12 protein-coding genes are annotated in these 13,187 nt (G+C 48.2%); 2 read left to right on the forward strand and 10 right to left on the reverse strand.

Going from position 1 to position 13,187, the window contains the following annotated elements:
• The first annotated feature begins 43 nt into the window (after positions 1 to 43).
• Positions 44 to 442, forward strand: a complete 399-nt coding sequence (locus H1230_RS22395; protein ID WP_239712083.1) for a GNAT family N-acetyltransferase — start codon at positions 44 to 46, stop codon at positions 440 to 442.
• Between the two features lie 192 nt (positions 443 to 634).
• Here H1230_RS22395 and H1230_RS31440 read toward each other — a convergent pair whose 3' ends face one another.
• From H1230_RS31440 to H1230_RS22440, 10 genes are all read right to left on the reverse strand, one after another.
• A complete protein-coding gene (locus tag H1230_RS31440; protein ID WP_275590932.1) occupies positions 635 to 769 on the reverse strand; it encodes a hypothetical protein in 135 nt (44 codons plus the stop codon).
• 15 nt (positions 770 to 784) lie between these two features.
• Positions 785 to 1,003, reverse strand: a complete 219-nt coding sequence (locus H1230_RS22400; protein ID WP_239712084.1) for an SHOCT domain-containing protein — start codon at positions 1,001 to 1,003, stop codon at positions 785 to 787.
• Positions 1,004 to 1,330: 327 nt separating this feature from the next.
• Positions 1,331 to 2,311 carry a carbohydrate kinase family protein gene (locus H1230_RS22405; protein ID WP_239712085.1) on the reverse strand — a complete coding sequence of 327 codons (981 nt, stop codon included), beginning with the start codon at positions 2,309 to 2,311 and terminating at the stop codon, positions 1,331 to 1,333.
• Between the two features lie 19 nt (positions 2,312 to 2,330).
• On the reverse strand, positions 2,331 to 3,170 hold the full coding sequence (locus H1230_RS22410) for a carbohydrate ABC transporter permease (RefSeq protein ID WP_239712086.1): 840 nt from the start codon (positions 3,168 to 3,170) through the stop codon (positions 2,331 to 2,333).
• A gap of 11 nt (positions 3,171 to 3,181) precedes the next feature.
• Positions 3,182 to 4,102 carry a carbohydrate ABC transporter permease gene (locus H1230_RS22415; RefSeq protein WP_239712087.1) on the reverse strand — a complete coding sequence of 307 codons (921 nt, stop codon included), beginning with the start codon at positions 4,100 to 4,102 and terminating at the stop codon, positions 3,182 to 3,184.
• An 18-nt stretch (positions 4,103 to 4,120) separates the two neighbouring features.
• Complete coding sequence (locus H1230_RS22420) at positions 4,121 to 5,959, reverse strand: glycoside hydrolase family 32 protein (protein WP_239712088.1); 1,839 nt, start codon at positions 5,957 to 5,959, stop codon at positions 4,121 to 4,123.
• 12 nt (positions 5,960 to 5,971) lie between these two features.
• Positions 5,972 to 7,459 carry a glycoside hydrolase family 32 protein gene (locus H1230_RS22425; RefSeq protein ID WP_239712089.1) on the reverse strand — a complete coding sequence of 496 codons (1,488 nt, stop codon included), beginning with the start codon at positions 7,457 to 7,459 and terminating at the stop codon, positions 5,972 to 5,974.
• Between the two features lie 457 nt (positions 7,460 to 7,916).
• Positions 7,917 to 9,533, reverse strand: a complete 1,617-nt coding sequence (locus H1230_RS22430; RefSeq protein WP_239712090.1) for a response regulator transcription factor — start codon at positions 9,531 to 9,533, stop codon at positions 7,917 to 7,919.
• A gap of 1 nt (position 9,534) precedes the next feature.
• Positions 9,535 to 11,316: a cache domain-containing sensor histidine kinase gene (locus H1230_RS22435; RefSeq protein WP_239712091.1), complete on the reverse strand. Its 1,782-nt coding sequence runs from the start codon at positions 11,314 to 11,316 to the stop codon at positions 9,535 to 9,537.
• 198 nt (positions 11,317 to 11,514) lie between these two features.
• A complete protein-coding gene (locus tag H1230_RS22440; protein ID WP_239712092.1) occupies positions 11,515 to 12,840 on the reverse strand; it encodes an ABC transporter substrate-binding protein in 1,326 nt (441 codons plus the stop codon).
• Positions 12,841 to 12,963: 123 nt separating this feature from the next.
• On the opposite strand from H1230_RS22440, the gene H1230_RS22445 reads away from it, so the two are divergent.
• Positions 12,964 to 13,125 carry a 5' nucleotidase, NT5C type gene (locus H1230_RS22445; protein ID WP_275591262.1) on the forward strand — a complete coding sequence of 54 codons (162 nt, stop codon included), beginning with the start codon at positions 12,964 to 12,966 and terminating at the stop codon, positions 13,123 to 13,125.
• Positions 13,126 to 13,187: the final 62 nt, after the last annotated feature.

Below are 13,187 nucleotides of genomic sequence, written 5' to 3' on the forward strand. Positions count from 1 at the left end.
TTCTCGAAACATAGGCTGGTAAACTTTCCTAGGGAGTGTACTCATGACAATCACCTACAAAATCAACGCCCCGCTTACAGCGGCCGAACTAGCAGCTGTATTCACCAGTTCCGGGATCAATCGTCCAGTTATGGACTTGGATCGTCTGCAGAGAATGATAGAGAACGCTGATATATTGGTCTCCGCATGGGATGGAGAGCAGCCGGTGGGTATTGCCCGGGCAATTACCGATTACGTCTTTTGTAGTTATTTATCGGATCTGGCCGTGCGTAGTGAATATCAGAAGCAAGGAATTGGCAAGGAGCTGATAAATGTGCTACGGGGGCATTTGGGTGAGGAAGCGATGCTACTGCTATTAGCAGCGCCATCAGCGATGGAGTATTATCCGCAGCTTGGTTTCGAGAAGCTCGTGAATGCCTTTTTGATTTCTCGCAGCAAATAAAGCTGTTCCTCCGGCGAATGCTTTAAACCAAGAGAACAGCCTCTTATTTTATAGGGTATTTTCCTGAATTACGTTAGTTATCGTCCTGTGTCTCTGCATTGAGCGCATGGATCAAAAGGAGCGAGGCTACCGTTCTCCTGGGCGAAATCAGTTCCTTCCGGCTCTTATACCCAGGAGTCCGCCGCTCATGGGCTACGCAAAGTCAACATGATCAAAGGAATGACCATCCGTGCATCTGAGTGTCTGCTTGCGGAAGCCGCGGACAAAGTGAATCATCCTATGGTCGCTCACCTGATTTTTCTTCGAATTCCAATCTGATCCACCCAAAGTTAACCTCTTCTATCAGTCACGTAAAATCTTTTTCATTTGTATATATTCTTCGTCGGTTATTTCACCTGTCGCATAACGCTCTGCAAGTATCTTCTCAGGAATTGTATCACTTGTCCGAACAATCCCCTCCCCTTTAACTAATCTAATTACCACGTACACCACCCCGATAATAATAAGGAGATTAAACAACATACCGAACCCGCCCATACCGTTACCATAACCCGACATCATAGCTGTTCAATCCTTTCGCATTTAACTTCTACCTCTTGAGAAAACGAACATTGTGCTCGCTTCCTTATAGTTACAATATAAAGCATTGATATGAAGAACTCATTTGCATCTTGTGAAGAAGTTATTAAGGACTAAATGAATGATGCTTCTTCTGAAACGGCAGTACAGAAATATAGCCCGCAGCGCAAGATCGATAGCTATGGATAGTCAGATACCTGCGATACCCGATCCTAATTGCATGCCCAAGATATAAACTCCAATGACCCGGATAATCTATATGTCGATTGCTGTGCTGTACATAGGGTTTTTAGTGAAATTTTCATCCAATTAATGTATGTGCTTGTCTTCTGACATGCTTTGCAGTTTCTCAATCCTTTCCAGCGTAGCCAAGGAGGATATTGCCCCTTTACGTGTTGCAGCTAAAGCTCCCGCGGCATTCGCGAACGCCACTGCATTTTCCAGCTCGGCTTGTTCCCATTCCGTAACAGGCTTGTCCATCTCCAGTAGCTGGTACATAAAAGCGCCCATGAATCCGTCACCTGCCCCTGTAGTATCTATAGCAGATACGGGGTAAGAATTCACTTGGCCTGACAACCTTAACGTGCTGTAATAGGTTCCCTCCGCCCCGAGTGTGACGAGCACAAGATTTAGGGAGAAGCTCTGAAGGAGTTGTGTTACTCCTTCCGGCAAAAGTTGGCTCCCTGTTAGGAAGAATAACTCCTCCTGCGATACTTTGACGACATCCGCCAGCCGTAATCCTTCCTCCATGGTCTTCCTGCTATGCGCATCATCCTTCCATAACGCAGGCCGCCAGTTGGGATCGTAGGTGATGAGCGCACCCTGCGACTTGGCGAAGCGAACAGCCTGAACCGTTGCGCTGTAAGCAGGCTCAGAGGTCATCGAGATTGACCCGAAATGAAACAGCCTTGTATTACATAGCAGCTCTTGATCAACCTCATCGTATGCCAGGGCGATATCCGCTCCAGGCTGGCGGCAGAAATGAAACGATCTTTCGCCATGTTCATCCAAATGTACAAACGCCATCGTCGTATGCGCTGCCTTCGTGTGGATCAGGCCGCTATCGTCGATTCTTTCAGCAATCAGTGCTGCTCGTAGATAATGCCCGAAAGGATCTTCTCCGACCTTCCCGATAAAAGCCGTCTTCTTGCCCAGTCTCGACAATGCGGCCAGCACATTTACCGTTGCTCCGCCTGCATTCCGTTCAAATAGCGGATTGCCCGCTGGTGACACTCCGGCTGGAGTAAAATCAATCAGTAGCTCACCAAGCGCCACAACATCGTATTTCATAGCTTGTTGCTCCTTTCTGTTACCCTTTTACCCCGGACATCGTAATTCCCTGAATGTAATAACGCTGCAAAAACAGAAAGAGAATTAGAATCGGCACTGTAGAAATAGTACTCGCCGCCAGAATTTTCGACCAATCTGTTCCCTCTACTGAGGAGAAGGCGGCAATAGCAACCTGGATCATCTGTTTTTTGTCATCATTGATTACAATTAGCGGCCACAGGTAGGAATCCCAGTTTCCGAGAAAGGTCATTAGTCCAAGTGTGATCATCGGAGGAATGGCTGCAGGCAGCACAATACTGGAAAAGGTACGGGCCATGGTCGCCCCGTCGATCTTCGCCGCTTCAAGAATCTCATCTGGAATTTCCGCAAAAAATTGCCGCAGCAGAAAGATCCCGAACACCGATAGCATAGACGGAACAATTAACGCCCGGTAGGAATCCAACCATCCAAAATAGTTCATCAACAGATAGTTCGGCACCAGAGTTACTTCGCCAGGGATAATCATGGCCGACATAAACAGTGCAAAGATGAGCCCTTTTCCCCGAAAGCGGAGCTTGGCGAAGGCAAAGGCTGACATGGAATTAATGAGCAGCACCATCACTGTAACGATAGTCGCTACAAACAGCGTATTTCCTATATAACGGAGAAAGGGATTCCGCTCATTGAATATGACCTCTTTAAAGTTATCCAGCGTCGGCTGGACAGGCACGAATAAGTGAATATTGAAGCTGGAGGCGTACTTGAACAGCTCCTCATAGGAGCGCAGAGAACCCGAAATCATCCAGAGGATCGGTATAATTGAAATGACGGCCAATACGATCATAATTGTATATTTGGCTAGGCTTGCCAAGCGATTCATCGGTATCCCTCCTAATATTCTGCGTTTTTGAACAATCTCATCTGCACCAGCGAGATCGCCAGTACAATGGCAAATAATATAAAGGCGGCTGCGGTGCCATAGCCCATCTGCATTTGCTGAAAGGCCATTTTATAAATATAATAGACAGCGGTTTCGGTAGCACCGTTAGGTCCGCCGGCAGTTAGAACAAAGACTAGCCCGGAAAGTTTAATGGCATCGATCGTGGTCATGATGACTACAAACGCTGTTGTACGGTTAAGCAAGGGAAGGGTAATGCGGAAGAATTGCTGTACTTTCGTAGCGCCATCCACTCTGGCAGCCTCATACAAATCCTGTGGGATGTTGTTCAGCCCGGCTAGAAAGATAATCATAAAGAAGCCAGCGGCTTTCCAAATCCCAAGCATAATGACACCGTTCATTGCCGTATCCGGGTTGGACAGGAAATTCGTAGTCGGCAGATGCAGCAGCTCGAGAAAATTATTCAGAATCCCAAATTCCTTGTTATAAATCAGCTTGAAAACAGTCGCTGCCACTGCCGTCGAAATGACGACCGGTATGAAATACAGTGTGCGGAACAGGCCGGTCAGCACGATCTTTTTCTGAATTAACAGAGCCATGCCTAAAGAGATACAGGTCTGAATCGGAATCACGATGATAGCAAAATAAAACGAATGCCGCAGGCTGCTCAAGAACTCCCTGTCGGTAACCAGCGTTTTATAGTTATCAAGGCCCACAAAGCTCCGAGTAGAACCAACCAGATTATAGTTCTGAAAGCTAATTACAAACGCCTGAAGCATAGGATAGAACACAAACACTAACAGTAAAGCCAGGGAAGGAAATACAAACCACCAGGCCGTCCTTTCCTCGCCTTTTAAATAACGGTGCGGCTTTCTCGCTGGAGCAGTTTTGGCTGCCACCGTGACACTTGCCATGATCTTCTCATCTCCATTTCAATCTGGGTTGTACACAAAAACGGTCATCACTGCTTTAACTTTGCCGCCTGGAGTTAGGGCTTTAATCTCTGTTTGCCCCTCCCCCAGACCCTTCACGAGAGCCGTTGTTCCACCAGCACTCTGCACCTTCGCGACCGTCTCGTCACTTGATACCCAAGTGAGCTCCTGCGGAGCCGTAAGCGGAATTACCGCCGCTATCGCCGTAACACTCTCTCCTAGCGGTACATCTATGCTGGATTTATTGAGCAGGATGCGCAGCGGTTCCGTACCCTCTAGCGCTTCATCCCGCCAAACGCCGGCGAGCGGATAACAAACGGCCTGATCCAAAGTGACCTCCCCGTGGCCGAGAAACAATTCCAGCCCATTGCTGGTCGCATCCGGGAACAGAATGCTGGAAAGCACTGTCTCCCCGTCAGCCCCAAACACTTCAAGTGTCGATTCATCCACAAAGATACGCAGCTTGATCTTTCCATTCACCGCTCTCAGCGGCGCTTGGACAGCTTCGGCAAATCCGGCCTCAAAGGAGCTGTCGCCTGATTTCGTGCGATCAACTGTTAATGTTGAAGTTACACTGTTATAAGAGACAACAGTCTCTTGCTCTCCACCTTTTCTTAGCTTGAAACCGAATTCCGCTTCTACTTGCACGGTGAATTCGGCATCCAGCTCGTAGGAGGTGCCGCGCACTTCCGATAGGGGATTCTTTCCCTGTTCCAACTGCTGCGTCCCCAGCTCCACCGGTTTGCCCCGCAACGTCTCCAGCTCTTCAACAGGTTGCTGCACAAGACGCAATCCTTCTCCGGGGATGTCCCTCAGCTTCAATTCACGCGGCAGCGACATATTGCCTTTCCATGGATCGGTTGGCATGGTGAACGGATAACGCCAATTGGACATCCAGCCGACATATATCCGGCGTCCGTCCGCCTGCGGAATATCCGAATAGGATACCGCGGCATAGAAATCTTTTCCGTAATCGGTCCAAAGAATCTTTGAGGCCTCATTGTCATTCTTAAAAGTCTTGCCGTCGAAGCTGCCTATAAAGTATTGGGCCGTTGAGCCCTTGGTTACAGCGTTATTGCCAATGCTCAGTGCCAGTACCCACTTTGTTTCACGGCTTCCCTCGACAGGGAGCTCGAACAGATCTGGGCATTCCCATACGGCGGCATGCGAGCCCTGATCAGCACCGAATTCGCTAGTCATTTCCCATTTTTTCAGATCTTGGGAGGTATAGAACCTTACCTTGTTATCCACGGAGACGACCATAATCCATGATTTTGACGGCCCATGCCAGAGAACCTTAGGGTCCCTGAAATCCTTAAGTCCAGGATTGGGTATAACGGGATTCCCTTCATATTTGGTCCAAGTACGTCCCTTATCGGAGCTGTAGGCCAGACTTTGCGACTGCGTTCCTCCCTTAAAATGGGTGAAGATTGCCACCAGTCCTGGCTTGCCGCCGAAAAAACCACTCGAATCCTTCCAGTCAACGACCACGCTGCCCGACCATATCTCGCCAAGTGAATCGCGCAAAAGCGCCACTGGAAGATGCTTCCAATGAATCAAGTCCGTGCTGACCGCATGCCCCCATTGCCCGCTGTTCTGGTAGAACTGGTGATACTCTCCTGCAAAATAGACCATCCCATTCGGGTCGCTCATATTCCCGCTCTCCGGGGACAGATGATACTGCGGACGATATAGCTCCGTATAATAGTCAGGGATCGAAGAATATTCATACGCCGTCGTTACAGCTTGAGAATTATTTACTTTAGTGCCCTTCTCACAGCCGGAAACCACGAGCAACAGAATCACCAGACCCACCAGCTTGCTTGTATTTATACTCATAGCGCCTCCTGACTAACTCCCGATTGATTTCAGATTCCACATATGGAGCGACTGCAGGGATACGCTTCCGCCCTCAGCCTTCATCGTTAATCCGCCCCTCAGGGCAGTTGGATATACCCGGCTCGTTAATGCATATTGCCCGTCATTTACAAATACCTCAATGGACGAGCGATCGACAAACACCTGCAGCTTCAACGTACTGCTTGTTTCCGGCAAGGTAACCGCGCTTATAGATGTATCTCCAGCACCAGAAGTGCAACAATCCAGAAGCAGTTTGCGCTCACTGGGCAAATACCGGATAACCGTTCTTTCCTGGCCATCCTCTGAGACCAGCAGGCTCAGTTCAAGCAGCTTCGCTTGTATGCCCTCAAGGTCAAACTCAACGATCCATTCGCAGCCTTGACCGTTCTTCAAGCTCCAAACAGCGCTTTCACCTGCCGCGAGGGTCACACCGGAAACCATTATTCCTTCCTCCCGCAGTAGCTCCAACTCAGGCACCGGCCGGGAGGCTAGCTTTCCATCCAGCATTAGAACCAGTTCACGCGGAACTGTCATTGCGCCATACCAGCCGCGATCCTCACGTGCCATCTCCGCTCCCCAGTGATCCATCCAGGCGATCATGATCCTTCTACCTTGATTGTCCAGTAGTGTCTGCGCCGCATAGAAGTCAGGTCCGTGATCAAGCATTGCTTCTTGCTCCGGTGTGAATTTGCCGCTCTCATAATCCATTTCGCCGACCATATATAAATTTTTCGCACCCTCCATATTCATGGGCGACAGCACCAGTACATGCTTATCGCCAAGGGGGAACAGATCGGGACATTCCCACATATCGCCATGGGTGCCGTCACTTTCGGCTGCCACTCCCATGTACGCCCATTCCTCCAGATCCGCTGAGCGGTAGAGCAGCGCTTGGCCTTTGCCTTCTCTCCCGGAGCCGATCACCATATACCACAGCTCCCCATGACGCCAGACCTTCGGATCACGGAAACCTGTATTCCCTTCATCCGGGGAGACGGCAATCAGTGGATTAGCGGGATGCTTGTCAAAAGTAATCCCATCTACGCTCGTAGCCGCACACTGCACTTCCATCGGCTGCCTGCCGTCGACATGACCGGTATAGATCAAGGTCAATACGCCATCCTGTTCAATGGCACTGCCGGACCAGCAGCCGTAACCGCCGCTTTGCCCCAACTCATAAGGCTCGGTGGGTGCCAACGCGATGGGCAGATGCTTCCAGTGCAGCAGATCTTTACTTGTCACATGGCCCCAGTGCATCGGCCCCCACTTATCACTGTAAGGATGATGCTGATAGAATAGGTGGTATTCCCCTTTGAAATAAATCAGTCCGTTCGGATCATTCATCCAGCCGGCCTCCGGCATAACGTGATATTGCAGCCGATAATCATCCTGTGCCACAATCTTCGCTGCAGCTGCTACCGCCTCATCCGCCAGCCGGATACTCTCTTTGTGTTGTTGCTTCTCTCCCGAGACATTCATGCTGCATGCTCCTATTCATTGATTAGTTGAGCTAATTGTAGCTGAGACAGAAGAGAAATCATTTCAAAATGATCGGGTGTGGAGTTGTGATGTTTTCAGGGGCTGTTGGGGCTGGGATGCCGTCCATTGCGTGAAAGTTTTGGACTTACGATCTCTGGTATCTTTGGATTTCCTGATTGGAACCGCCTCTCGCGGTAGAAATCCAAAAATAAAGGAGAACGCTATCGCTTCTCCAGTTCCAAAATTTCACTCCATTCCTATATCCCAAAGAGTAGAACATGCAAAGGGGCCTCTACTCAGAAGTTTAATCATCTGAGGAGAGACCCCTTTAAGGTTAATGCCATACTCAACACATAATGAACACTTTTAGGGAATATTGGCGGACAGAGGTTCTGTTATTATCCATCCAAATTTGTCTAGAGCCCGCATCCCATTTCACTCTTAAAGAATTTCTCCACTACCCCTGTTTCTTCAAAAAGCACTCCCGGTACTCCTTCGGGCTTTTGCCGCAATATTTTTTGAAGGAGGTACTGAAATAGCTGGAGCTGGAATAACCGACGAGCATGGCGATATCGGTCAGCTTGAGTTCGTTCTCCCGCAGGAGCTGTTCCGCCTTCGTAATTCTTAGTCTAGTGACATAATCGCTGAACGTGATCCCCACATGCTGCTTGAATAGTCCAGACAAGTAGGTCTCATTCAGATGAAACATATCTGCAAGGGAAGAGAGCGTCAGCTCATAGCTGAAATTCTCTTCCACATATTTCCTGACTGCCTCAACCATATGTTGACCATTGGAAAAGCGTGTTTTCTTCACTTCCTCCATCACGAGCTGCGCCAGCTCCTCAATCTGTCCCATCACCCCTTCACGAGACTGATAGTCGGAAATGGTCATTTGGCAATTCCACAAATATTTCTGCAGTGAGGAGCCTCCCCATTCGAATTTTTTGGCAATGGAGCTGAACAATAGCAGCATCCGCAGTGCAAGGAAGGTAAAAGCGAACATCGGTGTATCTCTTTCACTGGTAAAAATTACATCAAGCTGGTTACGGAAGGCATTCATGTCCAGGTTCTCAATCGCCTGCACCAGCTTCCGTTCTGCCTCCGGGGAGAAGGCTCGCGTCAGCTCCCGCACCCGCTCGCCATCGCCATTCTTATAGACTGTACTTTGGCTCCAGGACAGCATGCAGGAAGCATAACCGTTCTTTAGCCGCTTTAGTCCCTTCATTTCCTCCCCTATCCCCGATACACTTTCCAGCTTCAGATAGCTGCTAATGTTCCGCTTCAGCTCTTGTACGAAACGTTCAGCTTTGCTGTGTTGCTCCGCCCCCTTCTTCACGATGATCAGAAAATACATCATGGAGGAATTGCTCACATCACTGAACGGGTACAGCCCTTTCCATTTGGCTGCAGTCTCCCGGCATAACATTTGAAAGGCCAAATTCAGCAGATCCCGGCGTTCCTGCCGGTCTGTCATTCGTCCTTCCGGGATTCTCATCTCCATGGCCACAAACTGTACCACCAAATCATCCGCAGCAAGCGGAGTCAGCTGGAGCTGCTGCAATCGTTCTTTTACAGCCGCTACGCTGTACCACTCATCCTTCACCATTTGCAGCAAAAAATTCTCCTGCAGCAGCCTAAGCTGCTCATTCTTCCGCAGTAATTCCAGCTGAGAGGCTCGAATATGCTCATGCTCCGCCTTAATATCTTCCCCAAGCTTGCCAAGCAGCTCATTCAGTTCACTGCGCGCTACCGGCTTAAGCAAATAATCCTTCACTCCGAGCTGAATAGCCGCTTTTAAATAATCAAAGTCAGAGTACCCCGACAACACAACAGTCCGCAGGAACGGATACCGCTGCTTGCATATTCTAATAAATTCAATACCATCCATCTGCGGCATACGGATGTCGGAGATAACCACCTGTGGCAAGGGTCCTCGTTCCAGCAGCTCCAGTGCCTCACTTCCGCTTGCAGCCTCCGATACAATGGCAAAGCCGGCAGCCTCCCAGTCAATCTTGGCTTTGATACTATTGCGCACGCCCTTTTCATCATCAACCAGCATAATTTCGAACATCATTTCACCCCTTGATCATTGGCAGCATTAACGAAATCGTTGTCCCCGTCCCCATTTTCGAATCCAGCACAAATTCAAACTGTTCATCATAATACAAAAGACATCGGGATAGCACATTTCGCAGTCCAATGCTGTCTCCCTTATCGTTTAGAATCCCCACGCTGTCCTTCAGCTCCGTATCAGCAATGATATTACGAATCAGCTCCTGCGTCATTCCAACACCGTTGTCCTGAATCTTCAAGTGCAGACGACCTTCAAACAAGCAAGACGTAAGCGTAACCTCGGCGATACCACCTTTTTCCAGACTATACTTCACGGCATTCTCGACCAGCGGCTGTAAAATGAACTTCGCAATCAACAGATCATCGGCTTCAGCCTCTTGGTTAATCTTCACAACAAGATGATCCTCGTGACGCAGCTTCAAGATAAATAAGTAATCATGGATATAACTGAACTCCTCGCTGACTTTGACCAGATCGCTATCCAGGTTCAGAGAATATCGCATCATTTTTGCCAAGGCCTCTGTTGCATCCATGACCAGATCCTCTCTTTTCATCGCCGCAAGACCGCTGATGATCTCCAGGGTGTTGTTGTAAAAATGCGGATTAATCTGCAGCAGGAGCGCCTTGTATTCGGCATTCTTCCGCCGCAGATTGGTCTCAAACTCTGTCTCGATCAAATACTGCAGCCGATGGGTCATCTGTTCGAACACGCCAGTCACATATCCGACTTCGCTCTTCCTAGCTCTAACCTTTGGCATATTCTTCAACGCTAGCTCAAATTGTCCGTGTTTGACATGTCTCATCGCCCGCGCCATCGTACTCAGAGGTTTCGTAATATCGGTAGACAACCATAAAGCAACAACAATAACAACGATAAGTAGAACAAAGCTGGCATACAACAGCGTTTCTTTGATATGAGTAATGGTGGCATACAATTCCGCCTCTGGCACTTCACCGACAATCAACCAGTCTTGCGCTGGAAGTTTACGGTAAAAGAACAAATAATCCATACCTTTCAGGTGGAGCGGAAAAATTCCGCTGGTCTGCCCATCCCTATTATTTTCAAGAATATAAAGCCCCTCGTTAAGCACATTTTCGTAGCCAGACAGGTTCTGGTTTAACACACTGAGGCCATCATCAGTCAGCAAAAAAGCCTTACCACTCTTGCCAAAGCTAATCTTGTCAATATCCTCGCGGAGCAGTTCTGAAGGATAGTTAACTTTGATCACCCCTACATTTTTTAACGATTGCAGCTGCACCAGAGGCAGCACCAAGCTGTTAATATCCCGCGCCCGCATGCTGTCATCAGCCTGTTCTTTGTCCTTATGTGCTTGCGTCCAGCGAACGTCTTGTTCCTTGTACTGCTTATACCAGATACTATTCCTGTAACTCTTATCCTGCGTCCAGAGCCCTCCCTCTTCCTCCGCAAAGGTTGAGATGGAGATCACATTCGAATTATTAATGGCATAGGAAGAGAGAAACTCCCGCAGCTTTTGCTTGGCCAAAAATTGTTCGCCCTTTGTACTCTCATCATTCAGATCAGCCGTGATCCAATCCTGCGTAGTATCGCTGCTCAGAATCTGATTGCCTGTATCCTCGATTTGGGTCAATAGCGTACTGACATGGGAAGCATACTGATCAATGGTTTGCAGGGTCGAGGTCTGGGTGGACGCTTGGATCAGCTTGGCAGATTCCCTGCTCAGGATAAAGACAACAGCGGTAATCGGAATAATCAACAAAATTGAAAAAACCAGCATCAATCTGCTGCGTAACGAGTACAACATGTTTTCGCGCTCCTTGCCTATCAGTATGATCCAAAAACTCAAGAAGAAACGGCTTCGCCGTCCTTTTATGGACGGTGCCCGTTTCTTCGAGAAAAATAAACATAATTTATCGTGTGAAACCTATACATTCTTATCTTTCAGAAAGAGACGACCGGTATCCCGGAATCGCCTCTTTTGAAATGCATTGCGAGCTTTTTTTTATTTTTGTGGCAGATCCTTATAGGCTTTGTCTATTTTTTTGATGGCATCAGCAATAGAGGCATCAATGTTGCGGCCGCTGATCGTAACTTCTTCGAACACTTTGTTAACGGCTTCCGACATTTGCGGAAAGATTGGTGTGATTGGGCGCGGTCTGCCGAATTTCTGGTTTTGGACTACAAAGATATTCTTCGGATATTCGTTCAGCTCCGGAAATTCCTTGGATACGGAATAGCGGGCTGGAATATCCTTCGTGATCGTGCAATAGGTTAAGGCACCGTCATGCCCGGTTACCCAGTTCACAAATTGCCAAGCAGCCTCAGCATTTTTACTCTTGGAGGATATCGCCAACGACCAGCTACCGTTCGCTACTGCCTGTTGTACTTCTTTTGGTAGAGGAGCAATGTCGAAATCTTCTCCTAATTTAAAATTCGGAAATTTATCCGCATAATTCGAGAGCGACCATGAACCGTCAATCGTCATCGCCAGTTTGCTGTTAGGAAACGGTTCAGGTGGATACTCAAGTGACGATACCTTGTCTTTATTATAGAGGTCAGAGAAGAACTGCAACGCTTTTTTGGTCTCCGGCTTATCCAGATAGCCTTTGGAGGTCGTTCCGTCCGGACTCATAATCTCGCCGCCAAACTGCCAGATAATCGGATATTTGAAGTACGCCGTTCCACCCGCATTGCCAAAGCCCTGCGCCGGATCTATTCCGTAAATCCCTTTTGCTGGATCATTAACCTTTTTGGCCGCATCCAATACCTGATCCCAGGTCCAAGCTTCCTCTGGGTTTTTAGATGGAAGAGCAATTCCCTTTTCTTCGAACATTTTTTTATTATAGAATAAAGCAATTGAGGATTCCGTAAGTGGCGCCATATAAATTTCGTTCTGATAAGTATACGTAGCAATAGTTGATTCCGGTATATCCTCCAGATTGCCGTCTGTTTTAAAATAAGCAGTCAGCGGCTGTAATGCACCAGCTTGAGCATAGGAGGCCATATTCGGACCATCAATCGCCATAATATCCGGCGGGTTGCCCGACGCGATCGATGTACGCAGCTTGGTATCATAATCAGAATAAGGGATGGGACTCATCTCAACTTTAATATTTGGATGTTTTTCATTAAATGAAGCTACCAGTTGATCGTAGGCCGAGTTCTCTGCATCATTTCCCGAGTTTCTCCAGAACGTTAGTGTCACTTTCTCTTCTTTAGGTGTAGATGACGCCCCCGCCGGCTCTGAATTCCCTCCCTTGTCTCCACATCCGGCGAGCAGACCGAATGCTAACATCACGCTTAATACGACTCTACTCTTGCTGCTCAATAATGCTCTCCCCTTTCATCTACTTGCTTACGCTTACAACTGAATAATATCAGACCATTCCCACGATAAAATTCATTATCCTCTGCTTCGCACTTTCAAAATATTCGGGATTTCACTGAATACCTGCGCGACCCGAGTTTCTTCCGCGATCTTGAGGTGATGAAAGATAGTCAGGAGGTTATACAAAGCTTGAGCCAGCAGTATGAGATCTATATTACTACGGCAACGTTGGAATTCCCAAGCTCGTTCACGGCAAAATACGAATGGCTGCGTGAGCGGGTATGACCGGGTGAACAATTGGCAGGAGGTCCGGCATTATTTCCTTAAACAAGAACAGCCGGCTTCGC

It is taken from the genome of Paenibacillus sp. 19GGS1-52, from assembly GCF_022369515.1.
Taxonomy (GTDB): domain Bacteria; phylum Bacillota; class Bacilli; order Paenibacillales; family Paenibacillaceae; genus Paenibacillus_AQ.

What these genes read in the sequence shown, in the direction of transcription:
- H1230_RS22395 (WP_239712083.1), top strand. Translation starts at nt 44, where the DNA reads ATGACAATCACCTACAAAATCAACGCCCCGCTTACAGCGGCCGAACTA.
- H1230_RS22400 (WP_239712084.1), bottom strand. Translation starts at nt 1,003, where the DNA reads ATGATGTCGGGTTATGGTAACGGTATGGGCGGGTTCGGTATGTTGTTT.
- H1230_RS22405 (WP_239712085.1), bottom strand. Translation starts at nt 2,311, where the DNA reads ATGAAATACGATGTTGTGGCGCTTGGTGAGCTACTGATTGATTTTACT.
- H1230_RS22410 (WP_239712086.1), bottom strand. Translation starts at nt 3,170, where the DNA reads ATGAATCGCTTGGCAAGCCTAGCCAAATATACAATTATGATCGTATTG.
- H1230_RS22415 (WP_239712087.1), bottom strand. Translation starts at nt 4,102, where the DNA reads ATGGCAAGTGTCACGGTGGCAGCCAAAACTGCTCCAGCGAGAAAGCCG.
- H1230_RS22420 (WP_239712088.1), bottom strand. Translation starts at nt 5,959, where the DNA reads ATGAGTATAAATACAAGCAAGCTGGTGGGTCTGGTGATTCTGTTGCTC.
- H1230_RS22425 (WP_239712089.1), bottom strand. Translation starts at nt 7,459, where the DNA reads ATGAATGTCTCGGGAGAGAAGCAACAACACAAAGAGAGTATCCGGCTG.
- H1230_RS22430 (WP_239712090.1), bottom strand. Translation starts at nt 9,533, where the DNA reads ATGATGTTCGAAATTATGCTGGTTGATGATGAAAAGGGCGTGCGCAAT.
- H1230_RS22435 (WP_239712091.1), bottom strand. Translation starts at nt 11,316, where the DNA reads ATGTTGTACTCGTTACGCAGCAGATTGATGCTGGTTTTTTCAATTTTG.